Origin of the sequence: Pseudoalteromonas sp. Of7M-16, assembly GCF_022347805.1 — a bacterium.
In the GTDB taxonomy this organism is placed as follows: Bacteria; Pseudomonadota; Gammaproteobacteria; order Enterobacterales; family Alteromonadaceae; genus Pseudoalteromonas; species Pseudoalteromonas luteoviolacea_F.
This window is the reverse complement of record NZ_JAKRFY010000015.1, coordinates 133,517-149,180: the sequence shown is the minus strand read 5'-3', so window position 1 is coordinate 149,180 and position 15,664 is coordinate 133,517. Positions and strand designations below refer to the sequence as shown.

Below are 15,664 nucleotides of genomic sequence, written 5' to 3'. Positions count from 1 at the left end.
GATTCGAACCTCCGACCGCCTGGTTCGTAGCCAGGTACTCTATCCAGCTGAGCTACGCGTCCGGAATATCATGTTTTAGCACTTGAACAGTGCCTCTATTATTTAACCACTTAGAGAAAGTGGCGGACGCGGGAGGATTCGAACCTCCGACCGCCTGGTTCGTAGCCAGGTACTCTATCCAGCTGAGCTACGCGTCCATACAAAGAAAACCATTAAATAATGGCGGAGGGGGAGGGATTCGAACCCTCGATAGGGCTACAAACCCTATACTCCCTTAGCAGGGGAGCGCCTTCAGCCACTCGGCCACCTCTCCGTCTTTGTGGGGCGTATAATATAGAACAGAAAAAATAAGTCAAACACTTTTCTTGTAAAAAATGACTATATGGTGACAGATTGAACACACTGCCTTTTTTTCTTACAAATTGCTCTATTCCTAGTCATTTCTGTAAGTTGTAGGGGTGGAGAACTTGCTCATGAGACGTTGTTTACGGTCAAAAACCTCTTCAAGGTAGGAGTCCAAATAACCCAACTTTTGAAATTCAACAATACACTGTCTGCAGTATTCCCTTCTGGCAGCTTCATGCTTAATTTGTTCTTCATCTAATTCCGGCATAATTGTATGTTTTCTGATGATTTATTTAACAGATGTGTCGTAAATGCCTCGTCAGTATAGGAATGAGCCAAAAAATTGCCAACAAGCCTGACTGGAATATTTTGTATTTATTACGGATACATAAATGATAAGAGCCTGTTTTTGCGTAAAAACAGAGATATTATTGAGAAATACCAAATTATTTTTGAGATATATCTCACATGGATAAAAGAAAAGCGCCTAAAGGCGCTTTTCTTTCTATATATTGTTAGTCCGCTTGCGGGCGCATATGCGGGAACAAGATAACATCTTTGATTGTCGGTGAATCTGTGAATAGCATCACTAAACGGTCAATACCGATACCTTCACCTGCCGTTGGTGGTAAACCATACTCTAGCGCTTGAATGTAGTCAGCATCATAGTGCATCGCTTCGTCATCACCAGCATCTTTTTCTTCTACCTGACGAGCAAAACGCTCAGCCTGATCTTGAGCATCGTTTAACTCTGAGAAGCCATTTGCAAGCTCACGTCCACCTACGAAAAACTCGAAGCGATCTGTAATGAATGGATTTTCATCGTTGCGGCGTGCTAATGGAGATACTTCCCAAGGGTATTCAGTGATGAAAGTTGGCTGAATTAGCTTGTGTTCTGCAGTCTCTTCAAAGATCTCACACAAGAATTTACCAGCACCCCATACACACTTTTCAGGGATCTTCACATGCACTTTCTTCGCGTAAGCAACTAGCTCATCAAAGTGGTTTTCAGGATCTTTAAAGATGTGGGCACTTTCTTCTGCATCTGGGCCATGCTTAATGATTGCATCCGCCATTGATAAACGTTCGAATTGCTTACCAAAGTCGTATTCGATTGTTTCAACAACTTCACCTTCTGCATTCTTAACAGTGTTGATAACCGTTGTCGTGCCAAGTACATCTTGAGCAACTGTACGCAACATGTCTTCTGTTAAGTTCATAAGATCTTTGTAATCAGCATAAGCTTGGTAGAACTCAATCATAGTGAATTCTGGGTTATGGCGTGTTGAAAGACCTTCATTACGGAAGTTACGGTTGATCTCAAATACACGGTCAAACCCACCAACGACCAAACGCTTAAGGTAAAGCTCAGGAGCGATACGCAGATACATATCAATGTCTAATGCATTGTGATGCGTCACAAATGGACGTGCCGTTGCACCACCAGGAATAACCTGAAGCATTGGTGTTTCAACTTCCATGAAGTCACGCTCAGCAAGGAAACGGCGAATACCTTCAATCACTTTTGAGCGAATACGGAAAGTTTCACGCGTATCCATGTTGGTGATTAAATCTACATAACGCTGACGATACTTGGCTTCTTGATCAGTCAGACCATGAAACTTTTCAGGTAATGGACGAAGTGATTTGGTCAACAGTTCATACTGAACCATATCTACATATAGATCACCTTTGCCTGACTTGTGAAGTGGACCAGATACACCGATGATGTCGCCAATATCTAGTTGACCATACTTCTCTTTAAGTGCTTTCTGTACGTCTTTTGATGCATATGCTTGGATGCGACCTTTCATGTCTTGTAAAACAAGGAAAGGGCCACGCTTAGCAAGGATACGACCAGCTACCGATACCTGATGGTCTAATTCAACAAGCTCTTCTTTCGATTTATCACCAAACTTAGCCTGTAGATCAGCCGTATAGTCTTCACGGCGGAAGGTGTTCGGATGGCCATTGGCATCACAATTCTCACGAATTGAGTCCAATTTTGCGCGACGCTCAGCAATGAGTTTGTTTTCGTCTTGGATTTGATCTGTCATTTTTTAGCTCTTAGTTTAGCTTGTTGATTAAAGGCCTGATTTCAGGCTAGCTTCGATAAATTTGTCTAGGTCACCGTCTAATACAGCTTGTGTATTACGGTTTTCCACGCCAGTTCTTAAATCTTTGATTCTAGAATCATCTAGTACATAAGATCGGATCTGACTACCCCACCCGATGTCTGATTTTGCATCTTCCTGAGACTGTTTTTCAGCATTTTGTTTTTTCATTTCAAGTTCAAACAATTTAGCTTTCAACTGCTTCATTGCTTGCGCTTTGTTTTTATGCTGAGAACGGTCGTTTTGGCACTGCACAACGGTATTCGTTGGTAAGTGAGTAATACGTACCGCAGATTCTGTACGGTTTACGTGCTGACCACCAGCCCCGGACGCGCGATACACGTCAATACGTAAGTCTGCTGGGTTAATCTCAATCTCAATATTGTCATCAATTTCAGGGTAAATAAATGCAGAGGCAAAAGAGGTGTGACGGCGGCCTGTTGAGTCAAACGGGCTCTTGCGTACAAGGCGGTGAACACCTGTTTCAGTGCGTAACCAGCCATAAGCATATTCTCCAGAAACTCGTACTGTCGCGCCTTTGATACCTGCTACATCTCCATCAGTTGCCTCAACGATTTCGACTTTGAAGCCTTTCGCTTCCGCCCAGCGCAAATACATGCGCAGTAGCATGTTACACCAATCTTGTGCTTCGGTACCGCCAGAGCCAGACTGTAAATCTATATAGGCATCGTTGGCATCTTGCTCACCTGAGAACATACGGCGGAATTCTAGTTTTTCTAGCTGCGCGACTAAACCTTCAACTTCCCCTTGCGCTTCAACAAAAGTGTCTTCATCTTCTGCTTCTACCGCGAGTTCTACCAGGCCTTCCGCGTCATCCGCACCAGCAACTAGGTTATCTATGGTTTCGACAATCACCTCAAGAGATGACTTTTCACGACCTAAAGCTTGTGCTTTTTCTGGCTCATTCCATACTGCTGGGTCTTCAAGTTCGGCATTGACTTCCTCTAAACGCTCTTGTTTTAGAGCATAGTCAAAGATACCCCCGAAGAAGCTCAGTACGTTCGCGAATTTCCTTGATTTGATTAATCACAGGATTCACTTCAAACATCTACATTACTCCAATTTATGCCTTTACCACCTAGCCTGCACTCGCTATTTTCTAGTCAATTTACGATGAGTGTTCAGGTAGGCTATCTAAACGGCCAATATTAACAAAATTTGCCGTCAGATATCAGCCCCAAAACGCGATAATTTTGGGGTTTATCCGGGATATCTCTCACTGTGGGTGCAAATGTACTGTCTTACTCTTTGACAGCTTGAATTTCACGCACAATAAGTTGCAACGAAAACTTGCCTCTGAACTCATTGATATCCAATTGATATGCTACCTCAGCAAACTGAGCTGACATATTCGGCCAAGCCCTGAGATCAACATTAAATGCAATGGCATCAACCAGTTTTCCCGTCGGGTGTTTTAAAACAAGTTTCAAGTGTTTTTCCGCGACGAGCCGCTGCTGCACTAGCTCAAAACGTTCACTAAATATCGGTTCAGGAAATTGTTGCCCCCACGGCCCAGCCGCTTGAAGCTGGTTGGCAAACTCCATGTTAAAGCACTCGCTAGGCAATGCGCCATCTGTAAGCAAAACACTTTGTTTTAACTCTTCTGTGAGTTGTTTTTCAACTTCAGTTTCAAATGCGACTTTGAACTGTGTAAATTGAGCTTCATTGATACTAAGGCCAGCAGCCATCGCATGACCACCAAACTTTAAAATTAACCCCGGGGATTGAGTATTTATGCGCTCCAACAGATCCCGCATATGAATGCCCTCTATGGAACGACAAGAACCTTTTATTTGCCCCTCATCCCCTTGCGCAAATATCACTGCTGGCCTGTGGTACTTTTCTTTTAGTCGGCCCGCTAAGATCCCTATCACGCCTTGGTGCCAGTCATCTTGAAACAAACATACGGCTGTTGGAATTGTTTGGGTCTTATAACTCAATCGCTCTAGTACGGCTTGCGCTTCTTGTTGCATGCCCTGCTCTATCTCGCGCCTTTCGTGGTTTAAACTATCTAATTCGTTGGCAATTCGACGAGCTTGGTACTCATCCTTGGCCAATAAGCACGCAATGCCCAAGCTCATATCATCTAGCCGCCCAGCCGCGTTCAATCGCGGCGCAAGGGAAAAGCCAAAATCACTGGCTGTTAAACGATTCATATTGCGATTGGACACTTCTATCAGCGCTTTAATGCCTGGGCGCGTTTGGCCGTTTTTAATGCGCGCTAAACCTTGGAATACCAAGGTACGATTGTTTGCATCTAAAGCAACAACATCTGCAACCGTACCCAAGGCGACTATATCAAGTAGAGAAGCTAAATTAGGTTCTTGTCGCTGCGCATTTTGGAAGTACGATGTACCCCTAAGGTGATGGCGCAATGCGATCAATAGATAAAACGCGACACCCACTCCAGCTATCGATTTAGACGGAAACTCACAGTCATGGCGATTAGGGTTGATGATAGCGTCCGCATTTGGCAACTGCTCACCTTGCAAGTGGTGATCTGTCACTATCACAGCGATCCCCGCTGCTTTTACTATCTCAATCCCGGCAATGCATGAAATACCATTGTCCACTGTAATGACGAGATCTGGCCCCAATTGTACAATTTGTTCCGCCAGTGCAGGACTCAAGCCATAGCCTAAACTAAACCTATCTGGCACTAAATAATCTACGTTGGCAAAACCAAACTCAGGCAATCCCTGCATCAGTACCGCGGTACTGGTCGCCCCATCAGCATCAAAGTCACCGACGATAAGAATACGCTGCTGTGCATTGAGGGCTGAAGCCAGTATCTCACAGGCAACTGACATGTCTTTAAATAACTTAAAATCTAACAGAGTTGCTGCACTGTTATTCAACTCATTTGCAGATTGCACACCTCGTGCAGCATAGAGCTGTTTGATTACTGGATGGAGGCTATCAGGTAAGTAGCTGTCTTCAACGCGCGCCCGAGGCTGGATCTTGGTTTGCATAGAACTCTTCATTTAACTTTCTAATATATCAATGTGCCGCTGCGAAGCGTATTTGTAGCGTAAAGCTTGCAGGCACAAAAAAAGGCCGACCGGCCTTTTTTTCGCAATGTGTCTATTATACGTAAAGCTTAAGACTTTGCATTTCTTTCTAAAGACGCAGCTAGCTCGGCCGCTGGCTGATAACCAGGAATGATCGTACCGTCTTCAAGAATAATCGCTGGTGTGCCAGAAACACCGAACTTTTGACCTAACTGATAATGTTCAGCAACAGGTGCGCTACACCCTTTTACATCCGCAACAGGGTTACCTGCTTTCGCTTCTGTCATTGCCGTTGCTGCATCTTTTGCACACCAAACATTCATTAAATCTTCATAACCTTGGCTTTGGATACCGCCGCGTGGGAAAGCAAGGTATTTAACGGTGATACCTGCTTCTAGGTAGTCTTCTAGCTCACGGTGAAGTTTACGACAGTAACCACAAGTGATATCTGTAAAAATCGTAACCTGATGCTTTTCATTTTCAGCTTTATAGACAATCATTGAGTCTTCATATTGCTTTAAGCCTTCTTTTCGAACGCCGCTCAATGCATCTTCAGTTAGGTTTTTTCTGTTTGGAATGTCAATTAATGCGCCTTGCATTAAGTAACGACCGTCTGGGCTTGAGTAAAAAACACCTCGGTCTGTGATCACCGTTTTTAAACCTGGGATCGGGCTATCCGAAATGTCATTAACTGACAACCCTAACCCAGCTAACGACTGCTGAATTGGGTTGATTGCAAAAACTCCCTCTTTTTCAGGTGCCTCATTTGCATACGCAGAAGCACCAACCGCAAGCGCGGCTGCTAACAATAACTTTTTCATCTTTGTTCTCGTAAATTCGTTCTTCATTCACCAATAAGACCGTAAAACTGCAAATAAATTCCATCAAGCCCTAGGGTGGTGTTGCTCGTGTAATGATTTTAATCGCTCACTAGCAACATGGGTATATATTTGTGTCGTTGACAAGTCACTATGACCCAACATCATTTGCACAACGCGTAAGTCCGCTCCATGATTCAGCAAATGTGTTGCAAATGCATGACGTAACGTATGTGGCGATAACGGAGACTTAACATCAGCCAACATAGCATAGTGTTTGATTCTATGCCAAAAAGTTTGCCGTGTCATACCTATGCCACGCTTGGAAGGAAACACAAAATCATTGGCATGTTTGACCATTTGTGGCCGACCTACTTTTAAAAATTGTTCAACCCAACGCAATGACTCTTGACCCATCGGGACCATACGCTCTTTGCCGCCTTTGCCTTTCACTAACACCACAGCTTGGCGTAAATTGATTTGCTCAATTCTCAGACCAACCAGCTCGGTTACACGTAATCCCGTAGCATACAGCAATTCCAACATTGCTTTATCTCTTAGCCCCATGGCATCTTCCACATTCGGTGCAGCGAGTAATGCTTCGACTTCTTGCTCCGTTAGCGTTTTTGGCAAAGACTGTACTGTTTTAGGTTGTGCAATATTCGCCAAAGGACTTTGAGCGATTTTTTTGTGATTCACCCAATACAAGTAAAATCTTTTTAATGCGCTTATTGAACGTGCGGTGCTCCTAGGTTTGAGGCCTAAATCAACACGGTGAGCCAAATAGGCTTCGATATCTGCCACACTGACCGCCAAGATCTCTTGTCCATTGAGCTGTGCTTGTACAAAATCAGAAAACTTCTCTAAGTCATTCCTGTACGCAGCGATTGTATTATCACTCAGCCCTTGCTCTAAAAATAGCGCATCTAAAAACAATTCTATGGGATCAAAATGGTCATCATCTAATTCGAGTATGGTTTCTTGTTCGTTCACGGGCTGCCTGTATCAATTGATTAAGCCTTAATGTAGACTGCCCCCATATAATAACAGCCATTCGAGTGAAGAATACAATGCAAATCGGGTTATTTTACGGTTCAACAACCTGTTATACAGAAATGGCCGCCGAAAAAATGCAAGACATCATAGGTAAAGACATGGTGTCACTACACAATATCAAAGATGAACCATTGAAAAATGCGGAGCAATTCGACTTTTTGATTTTTGGTATCTCAACCTGGGACTTTGGTGAACTGCAAGAAGACTGGGAGTCTCAGTGGGATGATATCGAGAATGTCGAGCTAGGTGGCAAAACCATCGCGTTATTTGGCATGGGTGATCAACAAGGTTATGGCCAATGGTTTCAAGATGCACTGGGCATGCTACATGATAAAATTGCTCCTCAAGGCGTTAATTTTATTGGATATTGGCCAAATTCTGATGACTATGAATTTGAAGCATCAAAAGCACTCAGTGAGGATGGCAAACACTTTGTCGGACTCGCGCTAGACGAAGACAGTCAATATGAAAAAAGCGATGAGCGCATTGCCACTTGGATTGAACAAGTAATGACTGAATACGCCAATACCCTTTAGATTGTTATTGAGCGGCAAAGCCCGCTCATTATACCTGTGGCAACCTAGCAGTTGTTACAACTAGCCGACAAAACATTGTACCTACCAATACGCCCAGTAAATTTGCCAAAAAATCCAATGGGTCAAATGAACGACTGGGAATAAATAACTGACTAGACTCCTCAATCACAACAAATAACAAAACAAATAAACTCCCTTGATAAACTCTCCAACCCAAAAATCGCCGAGTTTTAAACTTCCAAGCAGCATTCACCAATGAACTTAGCACCATAAATAAAACAAAATGCCCTATTTTGTCTCCATAAGGCAACCTTTGCACCAGTTCAAAAAAGATACTGTGACCGCCTGTATTGGCCAAATAGACCATATAGCAAATAAATGCTAAGAAACTTGTCGCAACTATGACAACACAACGATATAGCACTCAATACTCCTTATCAGTTCCAAGACATGGTTCTTATCCACATTTTCATAGTCGGAAACCCCTTCTCAGGGCAACTCATTTGGTATGCGCTTAACAGTGGGTGTCCAATCCCAGCACCCTGTTCAAAAGCGCTGATGAGACTTTCACTGGCTCCTCGGTACCCGGCTTCATGGAACACAATGTCCAACGAAAAGCCTAAATACTTCGCCGCCGCTACAGACCAGGCAGTGGCTGCCATTTCTTCGCCCATCATTTGTTGTTTGGGACGGCTATTCTTTAGTCCCGTCTTATAGATATCACCATCTAGCAGATGACGTTCAGTAGGCTCACATACAGCGTAATGTCCTGCCTCATGTAAAATATCCCCAGGGTAAGTCAGTTTATTAAGATCAATTTCTAGTCGACCCTGACGATGCCGCAATCCTGGCAAAAAAGTATCTTCGCCTAAACTAGACAGCTTATATGGCAGGCCTATTTCGGTTAAAAAGCTCAGAATTAACTTTAGCTGTTGTGCGCGCTCCATCTCACTCCTTATTTTTAAACAGCTTGTTCGTATGTTTACTCCCTGTACAGCTTTACATTTTCAAATAAAAATCTCGACACAACCTTGTGTATAACTCACTGTAGTGATTATTCATATCATAAATACACAGAGACTCTGTTTTTAGCGGCTCTGCATATTTTGACAGTTCGAACATCAAACGTGAGACCGGCTTTGTTGGCGTGGTATTTACTTCGCATTGACGGACTAAATATAGACCTTTACATCGCGCTTGTTCAATAAAAACCTGTGCACCATCATAGGGTAATATAATCGCCAGCCTCCCAGCTTCTGACGAGAGGCGAAGAAAAGCCTCTATCAACTCGAAAAAACTCAAACTGTCGGTATGTCGCGCTGTATTTCTTTGTGTATTATTGCCTTTCAGGCTGCCTTGAAAATAGGGCGGATTGCTTATGATTAGGTCGAACTTCTCCCCATTATCAAATCCCTGAACCGCCTGATGATGTAAGTTTATATCGGGCCATGGCGACTGATCAAAGTTGTGACGTGCATCTTTGACTGCGAGCTCATCAATTTCAATCGCACTGATAGCTAAGCTTGGACTTCGTTGTTTGACCATCAAACTCAACAGCCCAGTGCCCGTTCCGATATCTAATACCCTCTTTGCGCCGCGCAGCGACACCCATGCGCCAAACATTATCCCATCGGTTGAAACCTTCATTGCGGCATGGTTTTGGTCAATTTTAAATTGTTTAAATGCAAAGCTTGTCATATTGCACCTTTTAGAAAACGCCAAGCACAAGTATAATTCCGCTATTGTCCTTTATTTGTGATGCATTATGCAATTTTCTGAATTCGATCTTGATGGCAAGGTACTCTCTGCCATAAAAAAAATTGGTTACACAACCGCCACGAGCATTCAACAGTTGGCTATTCCTGAAGCGCTACTAGGGCGTGATATTCTTGCATCTGCTCCGACAGGAACGGGAAAAACCGCCGCTTTTCTTATCCCAGCGATTCAGTATTTACTGGACTTTCCAAGAAAAGACCCAGGATTTGCACGCGTCCTAATCATGACGCCCACTCGAGAATTAGCCTATCAGGTTCATGATCAGTGTCAGTCTCTTGCCGAAAACACCCATTTGAGAATTGGTGTAGTTACTGGGGGTATTAACTACGGCAGTCATAAAGAAATCTTCGAGAAGAATAATGATATTCTAATCGCCACACCTGGTCGATTAATGGAATACTTAGAGACAGAAAACTTCCATGCCGACAATGTTGAGCTATTGGTGCTTGATGAAGCTGATCGAATGCTTGATATGGGCTTCAAAAAAGAAATGCTGCGGATCTGTGACGAAGCAAAGAACCGCCGCCAAAGCTTTTTATTCTCTGCAACTCTCGAGGGCGATAGCGTCGAACTTTTTGCCGAACGTATGCTTAACGACCCGGCACTGCTAGAAGCTGAGCCGTCGAGAAAGGAAAAAGGTAAGATCCATCAATGGGCACACCTTGCCGATGACTACAAACATAAACTTGCCTTACTAACTCATTTACTAAAAAGTGAAGAAGTAGAAAAAGCCATCGTATTTGTCAAAACCCGTGAGCGTTTGGAGCAACTGATTGGTGAGCTTTATGCAAATGAAATCAAAACAACCTGGCTGCGCGGAGAAATGCCTCAAGACAAGCGTATGACAGCCATGGCTAGCTTTCACAGTGGCAGAACCAATATTTTAGTTGCGACAGATGTTGCAGCCCGTGGTATTGACGTAGCCGATATTACTCACGTAATTAACTTTGATATGCCGCGCACTGCCGACATATACGTGCACCGTATTGGCCGAACAGGCCGTGCTGGAAAAAAAGGGACTGCAATCTCACTTGTTGAAGCCCATGACGTCGAAATGCTAGGTAAAGTTGAGCGTTATACGGATCAGAAGCTAAAACGTAGAACAATTGAAGGGTTGGAGCCAAAACACAAAGAAGCCAAGCCACCGAAAAAGAAAAAAGATGCAGCAAAAATAAAAGCAAAGAAAAAAGCCGCTAAAACAAAAAGTAAAAAGAAAAAATAACACATAAGCCCCGTATCAACGGGGCTTTTTAGTTGTGACTATCATTACGCAAGCAATGCGCTACACAACTTAGCCTCGGATATGGGCATAAGATAAGGTTGGAAAGCCTAAAACACATACGGAATCAGGAATAAAAATTGCTACTTTCTTTTGCGCAACCTGAGCAGATAACAAAATAGAGAGAATCGCATCTGCATTTTTTATATTTGATGTGTCCCAACGAATTGAGTGTGAACTCCTTTTTGGGCAGTTATTTGTACTTGGAATTGCTGATTCGATATTGATATAGCAAATAGTACTATTAACATGACACCCAACATTATTAACTTTCGCATCAATTTGTTTTGCAAATGTGACTTTAGAAAATAACGCGACAAGCAAGAAAAGACTAATTCTAAACATTTTCTATCCTATTTTAATTTCAAGCGTGCATTATATTAAATAATAAAAATACCGCAAACATCCCATCCTTATTGTAGGTTTTTTTGTACAATTCTAAATTGTAACTACAATTTAATGAGTTTATTTATATAATTAAGCAGCAATATGGAAGAAGAACAGAAAATTACCGTAGAGCAATATTTAGCAGAATTACGTTTAATTGTAGATCTTCGCCTTACAACACAATATCCGTACTTTTCGGAAAAGCCCTACCCGCTTGGTCGCTGTAAAGAGATCCGCAATGCAATGTTAGAACTACTTCAAACGCGTCTCGCTATGCCAACCTTACCGGCACCACTGAAAATATTGAAAAATGAACTAAACCTTGGGCAGACATTAAAACCGGCTTGGGGTTCCCTCAGAGATGAGTATTTTCAAAACGCTATTTTGCTTGGTGATTGGTATATTGATACCGCCAATGATACCGTGAACCCAAACAAGCCCCGTGTCGAAATCGTCAAACTTGAGCACAGTGGATTCAGCGCCATTACAAGCTTTGAGCAATTTTGCCTAATTGCAAGAAAATACTGGCAAGTCACGATTTATAAAAACGACATCTATCCAGCTTTGGCTCCATACTTACCACTAGTATGCGTCAATAAATTAGGGGCGAGCTGGCTCGCAGCCGCCAATGACGACATGATTGCATTGGCGCGAAAATCTTGTTTTGTGCTGAGTGAGCGCATACTAAACGAATTACCAAGCACACCGACACCCATAAAGCAGCATTGGTATCGACGATACTCTGACCACACAGATTATCTATTAAAAGACACCGCGTACAGTGCCGCTGAATTTTGCCAGCGCTACAGAGAGCAACACAAAGAGCATGACTTGCTCTTTCGAGATGAAGTCGTCAAAGCCTATTTGCTGGTGGCGCAAGGGGCGAGTGTCGCTTAAACCACATTGACGCCATCAGTGCCAATATCAAAATAGGAGCTGATCCTATGTTAAGCGCTTGCCATCCAATGGTACTTTCGAGCAACCCGGCAAACAATGATGACAACGCAACCATACTAAATACGAAAAATTCGTTTGCGGCTTGTGATTTAGCCCGCTCATGTGGAAAATAGGCTTGGCTAACTAACGCTGTTGCACTAATAAACATGAAATTCCAACCGACACCTAGGACCAACAGCGCAAGTAAAAAGTGCCACTGACTCACCCCGGTCAAATTAATTAAGGTACACACAAACATCAAAATACAGCCACTGATGATCATTGTGATAGAACCGAAGCGCTCAATGAGTTTGCCTGTAAAAAAAGACGGTAAAAACATACCTAAAACATGCCATTCAATTACCATAGCTAACTCAGCCAGATCGAAGCCATGGCGATGCATTGCCAGTGGTGTTGCAGTCATCAACAAATTCATGACAGAGTAGCTCACCATGCCGATAAACGCAGCTACAGCGAACTGCGGCTGAGTAATGATGATCTTAATTGATCTTTGCTTCTGTTGAGCGGACTGTGTTGACACTTCCTCAAAGCTTACGAGTTGCAACAAAAATAGCGCAATGACATAAATGCCACTCAAAGCCAGAAATGAATTTGCATAGTTAATTTCTGGTAGGTAATTATTTACCCAGACAGCCAAATTTGGCCCTAATATAGCTGCAATCGCGCCACTTGCCATAATCATCGAAATCGCTCGCGCAGGTTTATCGCTAGCTTCAATCGCGGCAAAACGATACAAAGTCGCAAATCCAATACCGATGCCAATTAAGAAAGTTGCCAAACAAAAAAGGTAAAAATGACTATTCAAGAGGGACCAAAACCCCATCATAGCCCCTGATATGCCGATTAGATTTCCAAGGCTGAAACCCAATTTTCGGCCAGTTTTGGCCATTATCAAAGATGCTGGCACTGTAGTGAGCAACAACCCAAACATTTGAGTTGCTACTGGCAGGGTTGTCAATGATGCTGACGAACTCAACATTTGCCCCACTAAAGCGCAGATAGTGACTAACAATATATTGCCAGTCGTCATCAACCCTTGGCAGCAAGCCAGTAAGAATACATTTTTATTCAAAGCATACTGCCTGTGAGCTTTATTAGTCGGGCCAAATTATTAATATACTTCCGGGTGTGGAATAACTTCACAGATTGATTCTGCTTGGCAATGCCTTGCACAGGGTTGTGTAAGTTCATTTTCTTTGCATATGCTAAGACACTCTTGCTGCTTATGCTGACATGAAATTTCACCACTGGAGTTCAAAATTGACACTCGCGCACCACACCCTTGTAATAATATAAAAAGCCCTATAGAAATTATTTTATTCAGGCTTGCTCTTCTCTTAAAAATACTGGCTCATTAGCTTTAACTGTTGCCTCTTCGCTAAAATAATAACCAGAAATATTAAATTCTTTTAATGACTCGATATCATTTACTTTATTTTCCATAATATATCTTGCCATCATTCCACGTGCTTTTTTAGCATAAAAGCTGATCACTTTATACTGACCATTTTTGCAGTCCTTAAATACAGGAGTGATAATTTCAGCTTTCAGTGCCTTTTTATCAACCGCTTTAAAATATTCATTAGAAGCAAGGTTAATAAGCTGACTAGAATCTGATTCTGCCAAAGCTTCATTGAGCTTATCTGCAATAATGCTGCCCCAAAACTCATAGAGGTTTTTTCCTCGTGAATTGGCAAGCTTAGTACCCATTTCTAAACGATATGCTTGCATAAGATCCAGAGGTCTCAACACTCCATACAACCCAGATAGAATCCGCAAGTGCTGTTGCGTATGCTCCAATACATTTTGAGGTAAGCTGGTGGCATCTAAACCTGCATACACATCGCCATTAAAAGCAAAAATAGCTTGTTTTGCATTGTCAGCAGTAAAAGGCTGTGACCACTCGGCAAATCTCGCCGCATTTAAACCAGCCAGTTTATCGCTGATTTTCATTAAACTACCTATTTCTTGAGGGCTTAAATCACGACATACTGAAATTAATGCTTCGGAATGCGTCAATAATTCAGGTAGGGTGTGATGCGTTGTTGGCACACTAGAGTCGTAATCGAGATTTTTTGCTGGTGAAATTACCGTGATCATTGATAGCCTATTGACTTAAATATTGATTAATGTCAATTTCAACACTATCCACAGTTGATCGCAAGCGTAAAATCTTCCGCCTTCAGTTGCTCAGTCACATAACCACGAGGTAATAGACAGCACCTTACTGTGGGTAAACATAACTCGCCTTATTATAAAAATGACCAAAACCGGCTAGGACAAAACCATATGATATAAGTCATGCGGACATTTGACCTATAAAAGCCGATCATGGTGTTGCAACATAAGGTGTGTAATTTATTTATAGCTGCAAATATAGGAATGAGGACAGCATGACTTCAGCATTAGATAGGCTAAAACAGCATTCATCGATTGTTGCCGATACTGGCGACATCGAAGCGATCCGTAAACATCAACCGGAAGACGCAACAACTAATCCATCACTTTTACTCAAAGCAGCACAAACGCCTGCCTATCAGCCGTTTCTAAAACAAGCATTAGATTACGCAAAATCTCAAGAGCAGGACGCGCAAAAGCAAATTGAGTTGGCATGTGATTATTTCGCAGTTTTAATTGGCAAAGAAATCGCAAGTATCGTACCGGGCTACATTTCAACAGAGGTTGATGCTCGTTTGTCATTTGATACACAGGCAACCATTGCAAAGGCACAACAACTGCTAGCTCTGTACGAAGAGCAAGGCGTGAGTAAAGATAAAATCCTCATCAAGATAGCTTCAACTTGGGAAGGTATCAAAGCTGCTGAAGAGTTAGAAAAGCAAGGTGTTAAATGTAATCTAACACTGCTATTTAGCCAAGCTCAAGCACGCGCGTGTGCAGACGCAAATGTATTTCTTATCTCTCCATTTGTTGGCCGTATTCTTGATTGGCACGTTGCCCATGGTGTTGATAAGCCAACCGATCCGCTAGACGACCCAGGTGTACAATCTGTTCGTACCATTTACGACTTCTACAAACGTCACGGTTATAAAACAGTCGTAATGGGAGCAAGTTTCCGCAACACTGGAGAAATCGTTGCACTGACTGGGTGTGATAAACTGACAATTAGTCCAGCTTTATTAGAAGAGCTTGGCGAATTACCTGCAACCGAAGAATACTTGCTGGAAAATGCGCAAGCTAGTGCTGAGAAGCCAGCTCCATTGACTGAAAGTGAGTTCCGCTGGTTACATAACCAAGACGCAATGGCAACTGAAAAACTCGCAGAAGGCATAAGAGCATTTGCACATGCTCAGGAAATCCTGGAATCTGAAGTGACCAAATTATAATTTGGTTAAAATGTAAAAAA

15 protein-coding genes and 2 tRNA genes are annotated in these 15,664 nt (G+C 42.7%); 4 read left to right on the top strand and 13 right to left on the bottom strand.

All coding sequences use genetic code 11. From position 1 onward, the window contains the following. Positions 1–120: 120 nt before the first annotated feature. The 7 genes from MHN81_RS16340 to xerD all read right to left on the bottom strand — a co-directional run bounded on the left by MHN81_RS16340 (position 121) and on the right by xerD (position 7,302). A tRNA-Arg gene (locus tag MHN81_RS16340) sits at positions 121–197 on the bottom strand. A gap of 23 nt (positions 198–220) precedes the next feature. Continuing rightward, positions 221–313, bottom strand: a tRNA-Ser gene (locus MHN81_RS16335). Between the two features lie 547 nt (positions 314–860). Further along, positions 861–2,402: a lysine--tRNA ligase gene (gene lysS / locus MHN81_RS16330; protein WP_023399596.1), complete on the bottom strand. Its 1,542-nt coding sequence runs from the start codon at positions 2,400–2,402 to the stop codon at positions 861–863. Between the two features lie 27 nt (positions 2,403–2,429). Next, positions 2,430–3,528, bottom strand: a protein-coding gene (prfB, locus tag MHN81_RS16325) for a peptide chain release factor 2 (protein ID WP_155250764.1) whose coding sequence is annotated in 2 segments (ribosomal slippage) — positions 2,430–3,452 and positions 3,454–3,528 — 1,098 coding nt in all. Because the reading frame shifts where the segments join, the coding sequence is not laid out codon by codon here. Positions 3,529–3,721: 193 nt separating this feature from the next. Beyond that, complete coding sequence (gene recJ, locus MHN81_RS16320) at positions 3,722–5,452, bottom strand: single-stranded-DNA-specific exonuclease RecJ (protein ID WP_023399594.1); 1,731 nt, start codon at positions 5,450–5,452, stop codon at positions 3,722–3,724. A gap of 128 nt (positions 5,453–5,580) precedes the next feature. Continuing rightward, complete coding sequence (dsbC, locus tag MHN81_RS16315) at positions 5,581–6,312, bottom strand: bifunctional protein-disulfide isomerase/oxidoreductase DsbC (RefSeq protein ID WP_023399593.1); 732 nt, start codon at positions 6,310–6,312, stop codon at positions 5,581–5,583. Positions 6,313–6,375: 63 nt separating this feature from the next. Then, positions 6,376–7,302, bottom strand: coding sequence for a site-specific tyrosine recombinase XerD (xerD, locus tag MHN81_RS16310; RefSeq protein ID WP_023399592.1), 927 nt, complete (start codon positions 7,300–7,302; stop codon positions 6,376–6,378). Positions 7,303–7,379: 77 nt separating this feature from the next. Here xerD and fldB point away from each other — a divergent pair, with 77 nt between their 5' ends. Continuing rightward, entirely contained in the window at positions 7,380–7,901 is a 522-nt protein-coding gene (gene fldB, locus MHN81_RS16305; protein ID WP_023399591.1) for a flavodoxin FldB, read from the top strand. Positions 7,902–7,929: 28 nt separating this feature from the next. Here fldB and MHN81_RS16300 read toward each other — a convergent pair whose 3' ends face one another. From MHN81_RS16300 to MHN81_RS16290, 3 genes are read right to left on the bottom strand one after another with little or no spacing between them, the layout of a single operon-like run. Further along, a complete protein-coding gene (locus MHN81_RS16300; protein WP_023399590.1) occupies positions 7,930–8,325 on the bottom strand; it encodes a VanZ family protein in 396 nt (131 codons plus the stop codon). A 13-nt stretch (positions 8,326–8,338) separates the two neighbouring features. Next, the gene (locus MHN81_RS16295; RefSeq protein WP_239426223.1) at positions 8,339–8,848 is read right to left on the bottom strand and encodes a hypothetical protein; all 510 of its coding nucleotides are present in this window, start codon (positions 8,846–8,848) and stop codon (positions 8,339–8,341) included. 52 nt (positions 8,849–8,900) lie between these two features. Continuing rightward, the gene (locus MHN81_RS16290) at positions 8,901–9,599 is read right to left on the bottom strand and encodes a methyltransferase (protein ID WP_023399588.1); all 699 of its coding nucleotides are present in this window, start codon (positions 9,597–9,599) and stop codon (positions 8,901–8,903) included. A 67-nt stretch (positions 9,600–9,666) separates the two neighbouring features. Between MHN81_RS16290 and srmB the strand changes: the two genes are divergently transcribed. Beyond that, complete coding sequence (srmB, locus tag MHN81_RS16285) at positions 9,667–10,899, top strand: ATP-dependent RNA helicase SrmB (RefSeq protein ID WP_239426222.1); 1,233 nt, start codon at positions 9,667–9,669, stop codon at positions 10,897–10,899. 69 nt (positions 10,900–10,968) lie between these two features. Here srmB and MHN81_RS16280 read toward each other — a convergent pair whose 3' ends face one another. Next, complete coding sequence (locus tag MHN81_RS16280; protein ID WP_239426221.1) at positions 10,969–11,301, bottom strand: hypothetical protein; 333 nt, start codon at positions 11,299–11,301, stop codon at positions 10,969–10,971. Positions 11,302–11,445: 144 nt separating this feature from the next. Between MHN81_RS16280 and MHN81_RS16275 the strand changes: the two genes are divergently transcribed. Continuing rightward, entirely contained in the window at positions 11,446–12,240 is a 795-nt protein-coding gene (locus MHN81_RS16275; RefSeq protein WP_239426220.1) for a hypothetical protein, read from the top strand. On the opposite strand, the gene MHN81_RS16270 is transcribed toward MHN81_RS16275, so the two are convergent. Next, complete coding sequence (locus tag MHN81_RS16270) at positions 12,197–13,372, bottom strand: MFS transporter (protein ID WP_239426219.1); 1,176 nt, start codon at positions 13,370–13,372, stop codon at positions 12,197–12,199. The two genes, MHN81_RS16275 and MHN81_RS16270, sit on opposite strands and share 44 nt — an antisense overlap. A 248-nt stretch (positions 13,373–13,620) precedes the next feature. After that, a complete protein-coding gene (gene yaaA / locus MHN81_RS16265) occupies positions 13,621–14,400 on the bottom strand; it encodes a peroxide stress protein YaaA (RefSeq protein ID WP_239426218.1) in 780 nt (259 codons plus the stop codon). A 293-nt stretch (positions 14,401–14,693) separates the two neighbouring features. On the opposite strand from yaaA, the gene tal reads away from it, so the two are divergent. Continuing rightward, a complete protein-coding gene (gene tal / locus MHN81_RS16260) occupies positions 14,694–15,644 on the top strand; it encodes a transaldolase (protein ID WP_023399582.1) in 951 nt (316 codons plus the stop codon). The last annotated feature ends 20 nt before the right edge of the window (positions 15,645–15,664 follow it).